Annotated in this window: 14 protein-coding genes and 1 riboswitch; of the genes, 2 read left to right on the top strand and 12 right to left on the bottom strand. The window is 73.9% G+C overall.

Going from position 1 to position 13,695, the window contains the following annotated elements:
- Positions 1-556: 556 nt before the first annotated feature.
- Positions 557-2,113: an arabinofuranosidase catalytic domain-containing protein gene (locus ACLQ2R_RS26220; protein WP_425963256.1), complete on the top strand. Its 1,557-nt coding sequence runs from the start codon at positions 557-559 to the stop codon at positions 2,111-2,113.
- A gap of 321 nt (positions 2,114-2,434) precedes the next feature.
- Here the strand turns inward: ACLQ2R_RS26220 and ACLQ2R_RS26215 are convergent, their stop codons facing one another.
- The 6 genes from ACLQ2R_RS26215 to ACLQ2R_RS26190 all read right to left on the bottom strand — a co-directional run bounded on the left by ACLQ2R_RS26215 (position 2,435) and on the right by ACLQ2R_RS26190 (position 7,372).
- Complete coding sequence (locus ACLQ2R_RS26215; RefSeq protein ID WP_425963255.1) at positions 2,435-3,076, bottom strand: response regulator; 642 nt, start codon at positions 3,074-3,076, stop codon at positions 2,435-2,437.
- Positions 3,077-3,288: 212 nt separating this feature from the next.
- Complete coding sequence (nhaA, locus tag ACLQ2R_RS26210; protein ID WP_425963253.1) at positions 3,289-4,629, bottom strand: Na+/H+ antiporter NhaA; 1,341 nt, start codon at positions 4,627-4,629, stop codon at positions 3,289-3,291.
- 257 nt (positions 4,630-4,886) lie between these two features.
- The gene (locus ACLQ2R_RS26205; protein WP_425963251.1) at positions 4,887-5,477 is read right to left on the bottom strand and encodes a helix-turn-helix domain-containing protein; all 591 of its coding nucleotides are present in this window, start codon (positions 5,475-5,477) and stop codon (positions 4,887-4,889) included.
- 175 nt (positions 5,478-5,652) lie between these two features.
- Entirely contained in the window at positions 5,653-6,129 is a 477-nt protein-coding gene (locus ACLQ2R_RS26200; protein ID WP_425963250.1) for an NUDIX hydrolase, read from the bottom strand.
- 104 nt (positions 6,130-6,233) lie between these two features.
- The gene (locus ACLQ2R_RS26195) at positions 6,234-6,557 is read right to left on the bottom strand and encodes a DMT family transporter (RefSeq protein ID WP_425963248.1); all 324 of its coding nucleotides are present in this window, start codon (positions 6,555-6,557) and stop codon (positions 6,234-6,236) included.
- 18 nt (positions 6,558-6,575) lie between these two features.
- Positions 6,576-6,642: riboswitch (guanidine-III (ykkC-III) riboswitch) on the bottom strand.
- A 67-nt stretch (positions 6,643-6,709) separates the two neighbouring features.
- A complete protein-coding gene (locus ACLQ2R_RS26190) occupies positions 6,710-7,372 on the bottom strand; it encodes a hypothetical protein (protein ID WP_425963246.1) in 663 nt (220 codons plus the stop codon).
- Between the two features lie 65 nt (positions 7,373-7,437).
- Between ACLQ2R_RS26190 and ACLQ2R_RS26185 the strand changes: the two genes are divergently transcribed.
- Positions 7,438-8,070 (top strand): TetR/AcrR family transcriptional regulator, encoded by a 633-nt coding sequence (locus ACLQ2R_RS26185; RefSeq protein ID WP_425963244.1) that lies wholly within the window; start codon positions 7,438-7,440, stop codon positions 8,068-8,070.
- Positions 8,071-8,226: 156 nt separating this feature from the next.
- Here ACLQ2R_RS26185 and ACLQ2R_RS26180 read toward each other — a convergent pair whose 3' ends face one another.
- The 6 genes from ACLQ2R_RS26180 to ACLQ2R_RS26155 form a co-directional block, all read right to left on the bottom strand.
- Positions 8,227-8,994 (bottom strand): MBL fold metallo-hydrolase, encoded by a 768-nt coding sequence (locus ACLQ2R_RS26180; RefSeq protein ID WP_425963242.1) that lies wholly within the window; start codon positions 8,992-8,994, stop codon positions 8,227-8,229.
- Positions 8,995-9,150: 156 nt separating this feature from the next.
- Positions 9,151-9,804 carry a hypothetical protein gene (locus ACLQ2R_RS26175; RefSeq protein WP_425963241.1) on the bottom strand — a complete coding sequence of 218 codons (654 nt, stop codon included), beginning with the start codon at positions 9,802-9,804 and terminating at the stop codon, positions 9,151-9,153.
- Positions 9,795-11,246: a hypothetical protein gene (locus ACLQ2R_RS26170; protein WP_425963240.1), complete on the bottom strand. Its 1,452-nt coding sequence runs from the start codon at positions 11,244-11,246 to the stop codon at positions 9,795-9,797. Before ACLQ2R_RS26170 ends, ACLQ2R_RS26175 begins: the two co-directional genes overlap by 10 nt.
- Positions 11,243-12,145, bottom strand: a complete 903-nt coding sequence (locus ACLQ2R_RS26165; protein ID WP_425963239.1) for an ABC transporter ATP-binding protein — start codon at positions 12,143-12,145, stop codon at positions 11,243-11,245. Before ACLQ2R_RS26165 ends, ACLQ2R_RS26170 begins: the two co-directional genes overlap by 4 nt.
- The gene (locus tag ACLQ2R_RS26160) at positions 12,115-12,981 is read right to left on the bottom strand and encodes a zf-HC2 domain-containing protein (protein ID WP_425963238.1); all 867 of its coding nucleotides are present in this window, start codon (positions 12,979-12,981) and stop codon (positions 12,115-12,117) included. Before ACLQ2R_RS26160 ends, ACLQ2R_RS26165 begins: the two co-directional genes overlap by 31 nt.
- Positions 12,978-13,568, bottom strand: a complete 591-nt coding sequence (locus tag ACLQ2R_RS26155) for an RNA polymerase sigma factor (protein WP_425963237.1) — start codon at positions 13,566-13,568, stop codon at positions 12,978-12,980. The genes ACLQ2R_RS26160 and ACLQ2R_RS26155 overlap by 4 nt, the downstream gene beginning before the upstream one ends.
- Between the last annotated feature and the right edge of the window lie 127 nt (positions 13,569-13,695).

The raw sequence follows: 13,695 nt of genomic DNA, 5'->3' as shown, positions 1-13,695 counted from the left end.
CTGTGAACCAGCGCGACTCTTCGACCAGCGGTGATACGGGGAAGTGTGTTCGTCGGACCGGTCCGGCCACACAAACCGCTCACATGTTTCGTACTGACTCGGGCCCGCAGGCGGGGCGGCGTCCGTGCCCTGACGCCCGGCCGGACGCGGCGGTCACGTCGTCTCCGGCGGCCCCGGCTTCGGGGCGCCCTTCCCGGGATGGTGGCGGAACACCGCCGGGAACGGGTGACGGCTGAACGTTTCATCGACCTCGATCGGCGTCGTCGCAGCACAGGTCCCATACGGCGGAGTTCTCGAAGCCGGCGGGAAGGGCCGGAACTTGACAGATGATCCGCCTCCTGTATCTGCTTCGCCGTACACGCCCTCTTTTCCGCTCGACGGATCGCCGCCTTCGGCGAGTCGACTCGACCAGGTGACGATCGGCGTCCGAGCGGCGTTTCGCGCCTCCTCCGTCGCGCCGACCGGACGAGCCCGTACCGCCTCCGGCCGCCCATGTGAGGCCCCGCGGCTTCCCGCCCACGACCGTCTTCGCCATGCCTACCCCGAGGAGCACGACATGCAGCCCCTACCCGACCGCCCATCGAGCCGTCCGGCACGGTGGAGCTCTCGATCGGCCGCCGCCGCGACCGCCGTCGTGGCCGTCGTGGCGGCACTGGCGACCCTGCTGGCGACCGCCCTGACGTGGTCGGTACCGGCCTCGGCGGCCACCACCCCGCTGATCGGCACGGGCTCGGGCCGGTGCCTGGACGTCAACGGCGCCTCCCAGGCCAACGGCGCCACGGTGCTCATCTGGGACTGCAACGGCCAGGCCAACCAGCAGTGGACCACCACCGCCGCGCAGGAGCTGCGCGTCTACGGCACCAAGTGCCTCGACGTCAACGCCGCCGGCACCGCCAACGGCGCCACGGTGCTCATCTGGGACTGCAACGGCCAGAACAACCAGAAGTGGCGTCTCAACTCCGACGGCAGCATCACCGCCGTCGGCGCGAACAAGTGCCTGGACGTCTCCGGTCTCGGCACGGCCAACGGCACCAAGGTCCACATCTGGACCTGCACCGGCGCCACCAACCAGAAATGGACCACCGGCGCCCAGCCCACCCCGACGCCCAGCCCGACGCCGACCGTGACGCCCAGCCCGCAGCCGCCCGGCGCGCGCTCGTGCGACATCTACGCCTCGGGCGGCACGCCGTGCGTGGCCGCGCACAGCACGACACGGGCGCTCTACGGCTCCTACGGCGGCAACCTCTACCAGGTCAGGCGCTCCTCGGACAACTCCACCCGGAACATCGCCGTTCTGACGGCGGGCGGGGCCGCCAACGCCTCGGCCCAGGACTCCTTCTGCGCCGGTACCGCGTGCGTCATCACGGTCGTGTACGACCAGTCGGGCCGCGGCAACGACCTGTGGTACCAGGGGTCGAGCGTGGTCCCCGGCTCCCCGCAGAGCAGGCCCGCGACCGCGACCACCGAGTCGCTCACGGTCGGCGGCAACAAGGCCTACTCGCTCTACATCAACCCCGGCAACAGCTACTGGCGGGACGGCCACCTGACGGGGATCCCCACCGGCAGCGCGCCCGAGGGCATGTACATGGTCACCAGCGGCACCCACGTCAACAGCGGCTGCTGCTTCGACTACGGCAACAGCGAGACGACCCGGAAGGCCGACGCCGCCGGGGCCATGGACGCCATCAACTTCAGCACCCAGTGCTGGTTCGGCGGATGCCAGGGCAGCGGTCCCTGGGTCCAGGCCGACCTGGAATGGGGGCTCTTCCCCGGTGGAAGCCAGTCGTGGAACCCCAACCAGAGGGGTTTTCCCCACAAGTTCGTCACCGCCACGCTGAAGAACAACGGGACGAGCCGGTTCGCCATCAAGGGCAGCAACGCGCAGTCCGGGAACCTCTACACCCTGTACGACGGCTCGCTTCCGGGCGGCTACAGCCCGATGAAGAAGCAGGGGGCCATCATCCTGGGCAGCGGCGGTGACTGCTGCAAGCCCGACGGAGGCGCCAACCTCAGCGCGGGCACCTTCTACGAGGGGGCCATGGTCGCCGGGTATCCCTCCGACGCCACGGAGAACGCCGTCCAGGCCGACGTCGTCGCCGCCGGGTACCGCTGATCGCATCTGTCCGCCGCCGGCCGCCCGCCCCCACGGGGAGGCGGTGGCCGGCGGCGGAGCGGCGGACGGAACCTCCCCCGCATCCGCCCGGCCCGCCGGGCGAACGGCCTTCGAGGAGGCCGCCGCCACGCGGGCGAGGCCCGTCGCGTCGGCTTCCCGCGACACCTCGCGCCCTTGACGTCTCCTTCCGGCCCGTGTTTACTCCACCTCATCCGCCGATGTTCCCCTCAGACACCCGACCCGAGATGTTAGCGTTAACATAAAGCCGCCTCGTTCACCGGGGCCCGATGGGGCGCCGACCGGCCCCCGGCCGGTCCCGGCTCACCGCCGGTGCTCGGTCTTCAGCCGTGCCGCCATGGCCGCCACCTGGGTACGGCGCTGCATGTTGAGCTTGGCCAGCAGGTTGGAGACGTAGTTCTTGACCGTCTTCTCGGCCAGGAACATCCGCTCGCCGATCTGCCGGTTCGTCAGGCCCTCGCCGATCAGCTCCAGGATGTGACGCTCCTGGTCCGACAGGGCCGCCAGCGGATCCTGTCTGTGCGACCTCTCCCGCAGCCGCGACAGCATGGAGGCGGTGGTCTGCGGGTCCAGCAGCGACTGCCCGGCGGCCACGGTGCGGACCGCGCCCACCAGGTCCGAGCCGTGGATCTGCTTGAGCACGTACCCCGACGCCCCGGCCATGACCGCCTCGAACAGCGCGTCGTCGTCGGCGTAGGAGGTCAGCATCAGGCACGCCAGCCCCGGCAGCCGGGAGCGGACCTCGCGGCACACGTCCACCCCGCTGCCGTCGGGCAGGCGCACGTCCAGCACGGCCACGTCGGGGGTGAGGGCAGGGATGCGGGCGATGGCCGACTCGGCGGTACCGGCCTCGCCGATCACCTCGATGTCGTCCTCGGAGCCCAGCAGCGCGGCCACACCCCGCCGTACCACCTCGTGGTCGTCCACCAGGAAAACGCGAATCATGCTCCGCACGCTAGCCGCTGCCCGGACGGATCGCATAGAGGCCAAGGTCCCCACCGGCCCGGAGCCCCGGCCTGGTCCGGCCTGGTCCGGCCTGGTCCGGGCCTGTCCGGCCGGAGACGGGGACCTCCGGAGCGGCGATCGCGGAACGTCCCGGGCCCGGCATGCGCCGGTCCGGCCGGAGAGGGAAGACCTCCGGGGAGGCGGTCACGCGGTCAGGGAACGTCCCGTGGCCGTTCCCGGTCGGGTGGGGCGGTCTGGTAGAGGTCGGGGATGCCGTCGTGGTCGTGGTCGGCGGTCTCGGCGTCGGTGATGCGCCGGTAGACGCGGTTGCGCAGGCGCAGGATCACCGTCGCCAGCAGCGCCGCGGCCAGCGAACCCGCCAGGACCGCCACCTTGACGTGCTCGTCGCGCTCGCTGCCGACCCCGAAGGCCAGCTCCCCGATGAGCAGCGAGACCGTGAATCCGATCCCGGCCAGGACCGCCAGCCCGGCCACGTCCACCCAGGCCAGGCCCTCGTCCAGGCGGGCACGGGTGAAGCGGGCCACCACCCAGGTCGCGATCATGATGCCCAGGGGCTTGCCGACCACCAGCCCGGCGACGATGCCCACCGAGACCGGGTCGGCCAGGGCCGAGGCCAGGCCGCTCAGACCGCCGAGGGTCACCCCGGCCGACAGGAACGCGAAGACCGGCACGGCCACCGCGGCCGACAGGGGACGCAGCCGGTGCTCGAAGTGCTCGGCCAGGCCGGGTCCCGCCTCGGGCCCGCCCGCCTTCTCGCTGCGCACGACCGGGACCGTGAAGGCCAGCAGCACGCCCGCGACGGTGGCGTGCACCCCCGAGGCGTGCACCAGTGCCCAGGTCGCCGCGGCCAGCGGCAGCAGCAGCCACCAGCTGCGCACCCGGCGCTGCACCAGCAGGGCGAACACCGCCAGCGGCACCAGGGCGCCCAGCAGCGGCAGCACCGAGAGCTGCGCGGTGTAGAAGACGGCGATGATGACGATGGCCACCAGGTCGTCGACCACGGCCAGGGTGAGCAGGAAGGTGCGCAGCGCCGAGGGCAGGTGGCGGCCGACGACCGCCAGCACGGCCAGGGCGAACGCGATGTCGGTGGCCGTGGGGACGGCCCAGCCCCGTCCCGCCCCGTCCCCGGCGTTCAGGGTGAGCAGCAGGTACAGCACGGCCGGGACGATCACGCCGCCGAGCGCGGCCGCCACCGGCACCGCCGCCCGCCGTACGTGGCGCAGGTCGCCTGCCACGAACTCGCGTTTGAGTTCCAGCCCGGCCACGAAGAAGAAGATCGCCAGCAGGCCGTCGGCGGCCCAGGTGGACAGGGTCAGATCCAGGTGCAGCGCGGCGGGCCCGAAGGTGATCTCGCGCAGTGCCTGGTACCCGCCCGACCAGGGGGAGTTCGCCCAGGCCATCGCCACCACCGTGGCGACCAGCAGCAGTGCCCCGCCGACGGTCTCCCTGCGCAGGATGGCGGTGATCCGGCTGGTCTCGGCCCATGAGCCACGGCTGAACAGACCTGACGTGCCGGACAGGGGGTTGGACATGAGGGCTCCGTTTCGGGGTCGGGTCAGCGACTGCCGACCAGACTTCCCGGCGCACCCGTGGGGTTCAGCCTATCGGTGGGCCCGGTGGAGCCCGCCGGGCGGGTACGTGCCCGGCGGGCTCCACCGGGTCTCCGAACTCCTCACGATCGTGTTCGTCGCGCGCGTCCGCCACGATGGTGCCGGTCGTCCCCGTGCCCGCCGTGACAGGCCCGCCGTGATCGTTCCCAGGTCCGTGCCCGTGTACGCCGTGATCGTTCTCACCACGTCTGCGAGACCAGGGCGGTGGTGCGGGCGGGGGCCGGGCGGGGGGTCCTGCGTCCTCGTCCGAGCAGGCGGATGCCGGTCAGCCGCAGGCTGCGGTGCAACTCCTCGTCGGACATCTCCGGGAAGGACGCCGCGGCGCCGATCAGCCCGCCCAGCGCGGCGGTCAGGTAGACGCGTTCCCACGCGTCGGCGCGCCCGTCGTCGAACAGGCCGCGTACCTCGTCGCAGTAGCGGTTCATCCGCGCGCTGATGACCGGCACGGTACGGACCGTGGGGTCGCGGTCCATCAGGGCGATCACGGCCCGGTGCTTGACCAGGAAACCGACGAGACCCTCCAGGGGCGGTCGGGCACCCACCGACCGGTTCTCCTCGGAGAGGAGTTCGAGATCGGCCAGCGCGGGGGCGAGCGCCGCGTCGAGCAGGGCGTCCTTGGTCCGGAACAGGCCGGTGATCGCTCTGCCGGACAGGCCGGCGGCCGAGGCGATCATCTGCAGGGTCGTTCGCTCGTAGCCGTTCGCCGCGAACAGTTCGAGCGCCGCGCGGGTCACCTGCTCATGAGCCTGTGCGGGCACGATCATCGTCATGGTCATTTTCCCCCTGTCGTCGCAGAGCCTCGATGAACCGGAGGAGTGCTCTGGCGTGAGGGCTAACAATGCATATGCGCAGGTCATTCCACTTTGCCGGACGATTGCCGGGTCCCGTTCGGCCATGATCCACTGTCGGTCGGTCCCCTGATTCGGACAGGCGCCCCCGTGATGTTCACGACGCCATACGCCGCAGGGTGCGCAGCAGCCACGGCGGGCAGGCCGGGTCGGCCCCGGCCTCGGCGACGGTGAGCCAGATCACCTCCGCCACCTCCTCGGGGGAGGCGGCGGCGGGCCGGCCGTGATCCGGCATCGGGCCCGAGAACACCACGTTGATCACCGGATCGCCGTCGTCGGTCACGAAGAAACCGCTCCCCGCGTAGGTGAGCTCGACCCCCGTCAGGTCGACGCCGACCTCCTCCAGGACCTCCCGGCGCGCGGTCTCCTCGAGCACGTCGGCCCCGGCACCCTCGGTCTCGACCTTGCCGCCGACCCCGGCGAGCGTGCCGGGGGCGTGCGCCTCCCGCGCGCCCCGCCGGATGAGCAGCAGGCGGTCACCCCTGCTCAGGAAGACCTCGACGTTCACCACGAAGGCCGGCCGGCCGCCCTCGGTGGTGCAGGGCTTCATGTCAGGCGTGTACGCGTCCGTCATGGACGATCACTTTACGCGGGAAGCGCCAGGCCGGACCGTCGATGAGCCGTTCCCGCCCCGCCGGCGCCCCGGTGCGGGCGTACCGTGGGCGCGAGGAGCGCCGGTCAGTGACCTCCGCCCACCAGGTTGAGGCCGACGACCCCGCAGAGGATCAGGAGAATCGAGACGATCTTGAGGGGGGACGCGTTCTCGCCCAGGAGGACCATGCCCAGCGTTGCGGTACCGACGGCGCCGATGCCCGTCCAGACGGCGTAGGCCGTGCCGACGTCGAGGCTCCTGAGGGCGAACGCGAGAAGGCCGAAGCTGAGAACGGCGGAGACCACGAAGCCGGCACTCGCCAGCGGCACGGAGAAACCGTCGCTGAGCTTGAGCGAGTAGGCCATGACGACCTCGAACAACCCCGCGACGACGATCATGATCCAGGCCATGACGACTCCCTTTCATCGGGAGCGTCGTCTTTTCAGACCGGGTACGGCGCGTCTCGTCCGGGCGGACCCCGTCCGGGGCCGCACCCGTGACAACGGCGGCGGCCCCAGGTTGATTCCCTCCGGTCACGGGAGGATCCGATCCGCCTCTCGTCTCAGGCCCGCCCGTCGCCGGCCCACCGCGCGACGACGCGCGAGGCGGCGTCCAGGGCCGTGCCGCGACCCGGGGTGCGCGGGACTCCGGGGCGGGCCGAGGCCGGGCCGGGGCCGGCGCCGGCCGTACCGGGGGCGGCGCCGGCCGTACCGGAAGGGCGGGCGGCGGAGCGCCGAAGGCGGTCCGGGAGCGAGGCGGTCCCGGGGGAGAAGGGCACGCCGGCGGCCAGGGCGCGCAGGCCCAGCGTGAGGGCCTCCCCCAGCAGGCCGACGCCTATGGACAGCGTGATCGGCCTCGCCTGCTCCGAGGCGCCCGCCGCCACGGCGAGGGCGCCGGTCCCGAGATTGGCCGCCATCGACACCACCCAGACCAGCAGGGTCCAGGGCGTGTAGCGCTGCCACAGGTGTCCGCGCCTGGTGAACAGGCGCGGGGTCAGGCCGCGCAGCGCGCCGAGGATCAGGCCCACGGCGGCGGCCACCACGATCCACGCGACGTCCCGGGCGCCCGGGTGCGTGTCCTTGACCAGGGTGTGGACGCCGATGCCGATGAGGACGACGGGCGGCACGAAAAGGTCCCGGGCGTCGAGCGGCTCCCCGGTGAACCGTCTGACGACCACGCCGGCCACCAGGACGGCCACGACGACCGTCCACCATGTTCCGTTCACTCGTACCTCCGTTTGTAGCACGACACTGCTAATTAAATGTAGCACGATCGTGCTATAAAGATGGGGTGCCGAAGATCGTGGACCCCGGGGAGCGTCGCCTGGCCGTCGTCGAGGCGGTGTTCCAGGTGGTGGAGCGCGACGGCCTGGAGCAGGCGTCGCTGCGCAACGTCGCGGCCGAGGCGGGGCTCGCCATCGGCTCGGTACGGCACTACTTCGACGGGCACGCCGAGCTGATGGTGTTCGCGATGCGGGCGATGAGCGAACGGGTGAGGAACAGGCTGGTCGCGCACGCCGAGCGCCTGCTGGGCGCGGACGCGCCGCCGCGGGAGCCGCACGAGAGGCAGGAGGCGGTCGTGCGCATGCTCGCCGAGGTGCTTCCGCTGGACCGGGAACGCACGCGCGAGACGGTGGTGTGGCTGGCCTTCGTCACCGCCGCCCGCACCCGCCCGGAGTTGCGCTCCCACGCCGACGAGCTGTACGACGGGCTGCTCTCACTGGTCACCCGTGTTCTGCGGGGGGCCCGCGACGCCGGTCGCCTGCCCGGGGACGCCGACGTCGCGCTGGAGTCCCGCCGGCTGTGCGCCCTGCTCGACGGGTTGTCCCTGCAGGCGGTGCTGCACCCGGGCCGCCTGGACGCCGAGGCGATGCTCGCCGTGCTCCGGCGCCACCTCACCGCCCTGACCGCCGGGAGCCCGTGAACCCGGCGCCACCTCACCGCCCTGACCGCCGGGAGCCCGTGAACCCGGCGCCACCTCACCGCCCTGACCGCCGGGAGAACGGAGCGCGGCGTCCCCCGTCGCCCTGACCGCGCGTTCGCAGGGGCGGGCCCCGGACGCCCCGGGGGCGGTGACGTCCTAACCGATCGGGAAGACGGCGCCGGGGGCGGCGTGGTCGACACGGCCGGCGAACCGGGTGGAGGCGCGCGCCACCGCCTGCCGCGGCGTGAGGAACGGGCCCACGTGGGTGACGATCAACCGGCCCGCCCCGGCCGAGGCGGCCGTCTCACCGGCGTCCTCGGGCGTGTGGTGCACCCGCTCGCCCTCGGCCGGCACATGCGCGCTGTCGGCCTCGCACAGCAGCACGTCGCACCCCCGGGCCAGGCTCGTCAGGTTCGCGCACGGCGCGGTGTCCCCGGAGTAGACCAGGGAGACCCCTGCGGCCTCGGCGCGCACGGCGAAGGCGGGCATGCCGTGCGCCACCTCCCGGCTGGTCAGAGTGAGCGGGCCCACCCGCACCCGATGCCCGTCGTGCAGCTCCTGGACGGCGAAGGCCGACTCGACCGGGCTGCGGGCCGGGCCGTTGGTGAGGAAGTGCGCCAGCCGGTCGGCGATGCCCGGCGGACCGTACAGGGGAATCGGCGCGGCGAGCCGCACGTCCGCGTAGAGGGCGCCGTAGTAGGCGGTGAGCAGGTCGGCACTGTGGTCGGCGTGCAGGTGCGAGATCCAGATCGCGTCCAGCTCGTCCAGGCGGGTGTGCCGCCGGAGCGAGGCCAGCGTGCCGCTTCCCGCGTCCATCCACACCCGCGTGCCGCCGCAGGACAGCAGGTAACCCGAGCACGGGTTGTCCACGTCCGGGTAGGGCGTCGCGGACCCGAGAACGGTGAGACGGAGATCGTCGGCCATCCGGAAAGCGTAGAACACGTGACCCGAGGGTCCGGGGAGCGGGCGGTCACGCCCGGCGGACGCGACGATCCCGACCGTCCCGACGATCCCGCCCGTCCCGGCGGGCCTGGCGATCCCGGCGACACGGGCCCGCCGGGATCGCGTACGGCGCCGTGTTCAGCGCACGTCGCGATGAGCCAGCACGAGCACCAGCACGGGCAGCGGCAGCGCCGCCGACCACCAGGCGTGGACCGTGTCCCAGTGCGGGTCGCCGGGATCCGGCCACGTCGTGTCCCCGGCGTCCCCCGCGAGCCACAGCGCGACGACGAGCGCGAGCTGCACGAGCATGCCCGCGAGAGCGGCCTGCCTGCCCGGGTGGTGCCGTACCGCGAGTGCCGCTCCGGCCAGGGCCGCCAGCACGCACCCGGCCGCCTCGACCGCGACGCCGGGCAGGGGGAGCACGTCGCCGGGGGCGAGCCGCACGGCGACGATCGCGTACGCCACGCCCCAGCCCGCGGCGGCGACCGCGCCGGCCAGGAGGGTCCGTACCCACTGGCGGATCCAGCGGGGCACCGGAGCGGCCGCGATGCCGGTGTCCATGGCGTCCACCAGGGCGAAGGCGGCGGCCACGCCGAGCAGCAGCGCGGCCATCCGCAGGACGAGGAGCCCGAGACGGGGATCGACCGGCTCCCCGGGCTGGACCACGGCCGCGAGAGCGGCGACGAGAGGGACCGCCACCGCCGGCGGCAGCCAGTCGATCGCCCGGACCAGCGGGCACAGCAACGCGGGCACCGATGACAGCGGACCGTGCGCGGGGCGGGTCACGGGCATGGGACGTCCTTTCCGGCCGGGAACTCCGGGCGCAGGCCCAGCAGCGGCAGCGCCTGCTCGATCGTCGTCCCGGGGGCGACGAGCACGTCCCAGCCGGCCCGTACCCGCCGGTCCGCGTCGGGCAGCTCCAGCAGGCGGCGGGCGTAGCCGACCTCGGCCGCGCCGTAGCGCACGCCGAGCTGGCCGGGAAGCCGGAGCTCGTGGCCGTTGCCGCCCATCCTCACCCGGAGCTGCCACGCGGGCGCCACCTCCTCGGAGGGCGCTCCGCGCCAGTCGTCCGGGCCGGGGGCCTCCAGCAGCGGCCCGGCGCGCCCGGCGAGCCAGAGCGCCACCACGGTACGGGCCCGGCCGAGGTCGCCGCACCCGCCTTCGGAGCCGGTGACGTCCAGGCCGGTGACGGCGGCGGCCACCCTCCCGGCGAGCAGGGTGCCGTGCCGGCCGGGGTCGGTGGACCAGACCGTCCAGGTCCGCGGCGTCGCCGGATCGTCGAGGGAGGAGTCGTGGGCCTGTCCCTGCCGGATGACCGGGATCCGCTCCAGCGCCCGTCGTGGCACCGCCGTCACGATCGGCCGTACCGCCCGCGCCCACACGCCGATCCACGGCCGGTAGCCGGGGTAGGCGCAGTAGGAGACGCCGTCGTGCCGTTCGCACACCTGTCCCGACGGGTCCGCGGCGGCGCGCGACGCCGTCCCCGGCGCCGGGGCCGAGGCCGTCGCCGACGCTCCCGCCGGCACCGCGACGAGCAGGGCGGCCAGCGCCACCACGGTCCGGGCGGGTCGCGCGCCGTGCCGCAACAGGGCCACGGCGGCACAGAGCACCGCCGCCGCGAGCAGGTAGACCAGGTGCCACCCGGTGGGCCGGTCCCCCCAGCTCACGTCGTGGGCGGAGACCACCGGCAGGAACCAGCCCCCGTACTCGCCCCGGGGATCGCCGACGAGGGCGAACGCGACCAGGAAGATCGCGACCGGCGGCGCGACCGGCCAGGGCGTCCAGCGGCCGAGCGCCGCACCGGCCGACGCCGCGAGCATCGCCAGCGCCACCCCGCCGAACGCCTCGTAGAGGTCGAGCCGCCCCGCCGCCGTCCCGGACGCCGACACCGTCAGCAGGTACGGGAAGATCATCGCGGCCGCGACCAGGCCGCCGACGGCCGGGGCGGCCAGGACCACCGCCCGGGTGCGCACCGCCTCGCGCACGGGCATCGCCGCCAGTCTCTCGGGCAGGCCGTGCCTGCGGTCCCGGCTCGCGGCGAGGTGGGCGACGACCAGCATGGCCGCGGCGACGAGCGCCGAGCCGGCGACCGTGTCGATCGCCGTCGTCGTCAGGTCCGGCAGCCAGGAGGCGTTCCCGGCGACCACCACGGCCAGCGCCGACGCCGCCGCCGTCCAGGGGATCGGGTGGCGCAGCAGGCGCCGCGCCTCGAAGAGCACCAGCGCCCGGTTCACGCGGCGGCCCCGGAGTCTCCGGTGTCTCCGGTGTCTCCGGCGTCTCCGGCGTCCCCGGCGTCCCCGCCGAGCAGCAGCAGGTAACCGTCCTCGACGCCGGGCTCGGCCGGGACGGCTCCCCGCGGCTTGGTGCCCAGGGTCCGGTAACGGCCGTCGGCGGTCCGCCAGAACACCTCCGAGGCGGCCGGCGAGCGGTCGGAGGACCAGACCCGCCCGGCGGCGGTGGCGGCCAGACCGGCGGGGGTGCCCTCGAAGACGGCCCGGCCGCCCCTCATCACGACCACCCGTTCGCACAGGGCCGCGACGTCCTCGGTCTGGTGGGTCGACAGCAGCACGGTACGGCTCTCGCCGAGCCGCGACACCAGGGCGCGGAACCGCATCCGCTGCTCGGGATCCAGCCCGACCGTGGGCTCGTCCAGGATGAGCAGGCCGGGATCGCCGAGCAGCGCCTGGGCCAGGGCCAGCCGCTGCCTCATCCCGCCGGAGAGCTTGCGCACCTTCGTCCGGGCGCGGTCGGTCAGGTCGACCTCCGCCAGCACCCGGCGCACCTCCCGGTGACGCTCGCGCCGGTCGTTCAGCTCCTTGAGGATCGCGACGTACTCGGTCAGCTCGAAGACGGTGAAGTGCGGGTAGAAGCCGGGGTCCTGCGGGAGGTAGCCGAGGCGGCGGCGCAGCTCGGTGCGCTGCGCGCGGTCGGCGGGGTCCAGGCCCAGGGCGCGGACCCGGCCGCCGTCGGGGGCGAGCGTGGTCGCCAGGATTCGCAACAGGGTCGTCTTGCCCGCGCCGTTGGGGCCGAGCAGTCCGGTCACGCCGGGTCCGAAGCGCAGCGTCGGCCCGTCGAGCACCGTCCTGCGGCCGAATCTCTTGGTCAGGTCCCAGACGCTGACGGTTGGTTCCATCGTGGCTCTCCAGAGTCGAAGCGGGCACGCCGCAGGTAGACGAACGGGATCAGGAGCACGGTCGCCGCGCCGTAGAGGATCTGCGCCGCGGGGGAGAACAGCGCCAGCCGGTCGCCGGTCAGCTCCCCGGCGGCCACCACCGCGCCGAACCAGGCCGCGACGAGCACGGCCGCCGAGACCTGCGGGGCGACGCGGGTCGCCAGGGCGAGCGTGGTGGCGGTCAGGGCGAGGGCCGGCAGCAGCCACGCGGCGGCCAGGCCCGGCGGGCCCGGCAGCAGCGGAGTGGCGAGCCCGGTCAGGACGATCGCGCACACCAGCACCGCGAGGGCGCGCAGCAGCAGCGACCGGGACCCCGCCATGGGCGTGGCGGCCTGCGTCTCGTGGACGGGGTCGACGCGCGGCCCGTAGGCCAGCGCGATCCCGGCCAGGGGGAGCACGGGGGCGACCGCGAGGAAGAACAGCAGCGGGTGGACGGTCCGCGCCGCGCCCTCGGAGTCGACGAGGTGGGCCACGGCCACGGCGGAGGCCACCGTCGCGGCCACGGCCACCAGCCAGCCCCTCGCCAGGGCGGGGGTCGCCGCCAGGAAGACGGCGACGTGCTCGGGGACGCCGCACCGCCGCAGGAGGCGCGCCGCCACCCTCGGCCGCGGCCGGTCCACGACCTCCTCGATCCTCTCCCAGCCGGTCGCGAGCCATTCCCGCTCGTACGGCACCGCCTCGCGGCAGCGCGCGCACCCCATCAGGTGGGACTCCACCGACATGACCTGAACCGGCTCCAGCCGGCCCGTGGTGTAGCGCTCGATCAGCTCACCGGGCAGATGCCACCGCGTGTTCACGCCAGATACCCCCTGAGCCGGGCCTTGGCCCGCATGACGCGGGTCTTGACGGTGCCTTCCGGAACGCCGAGCAGGCAGGCGGCCTCCCGCACGGTGAGGCCGTCGAGCACGGTGGCCTGGATGGCGGCGCGCAGGTCGGGGGAGAGCCGGGCCAGGGCGCCGCCCAGGTCACCGTGCTCGACCCCGACCAGGACCGCGTCCTCGGCCGACTGGGTGACCGCGGAGGGGACGTGGGGCCAGTTCTCCTCCGCCAGGAGCACGCCGCTGCGGCCCGCGCCGGGCCGTCGCAGCGCGGAGACGAGCCTGCGGACGGCGATGGTCCAGATCCACGCCGCCGCCTGCCCCTCGGACGCGCGGTACCGGCGCGCGTCGTGCCAGACGGCGACGAAGGTGTCCTGGATCGCGTCGTCGACGAGGTCGGGGTCGGCGCAGCGGCGGGCCAGGCGCGCCCGCAACCATGGGGCGTGCCGCTGGTGCAGCATCCTCAGCGCCTCCGCCCGCCCGGCGGCGACGGCCGCGAGCAGTTCGGTGTCGTCACTGAGCGGTCCGATCGGCGGCCGGTCGCGACGCGAAAGAAAAGATCGCACATCCCGGTCTATCGCAGGGGCGTGCCCGTCCGGTTCCCCCGGACCGGAATTCGCGCCGGGGGAGCGGGTGACCACGGGGGGCGTCGCCGCCCTCGCGGGAGGGCGTCCCCGCGGGACCGGCACCCTC

Origin of the sequence: Streptosporangium sp. DT93, from assembly GCF_049844535.1 — a bacterium.
Lineage (GTDB): Bacteria > Actinomycetota > Actinomycetes > Streptosporangiales > Streptosporangiaceae > Streptosporangium.
The sequence above is the reverse complement of the archived record's forward strand: the minus strand, read 5'-3'. Positions and strand labels throughout refer to the sequence as shown.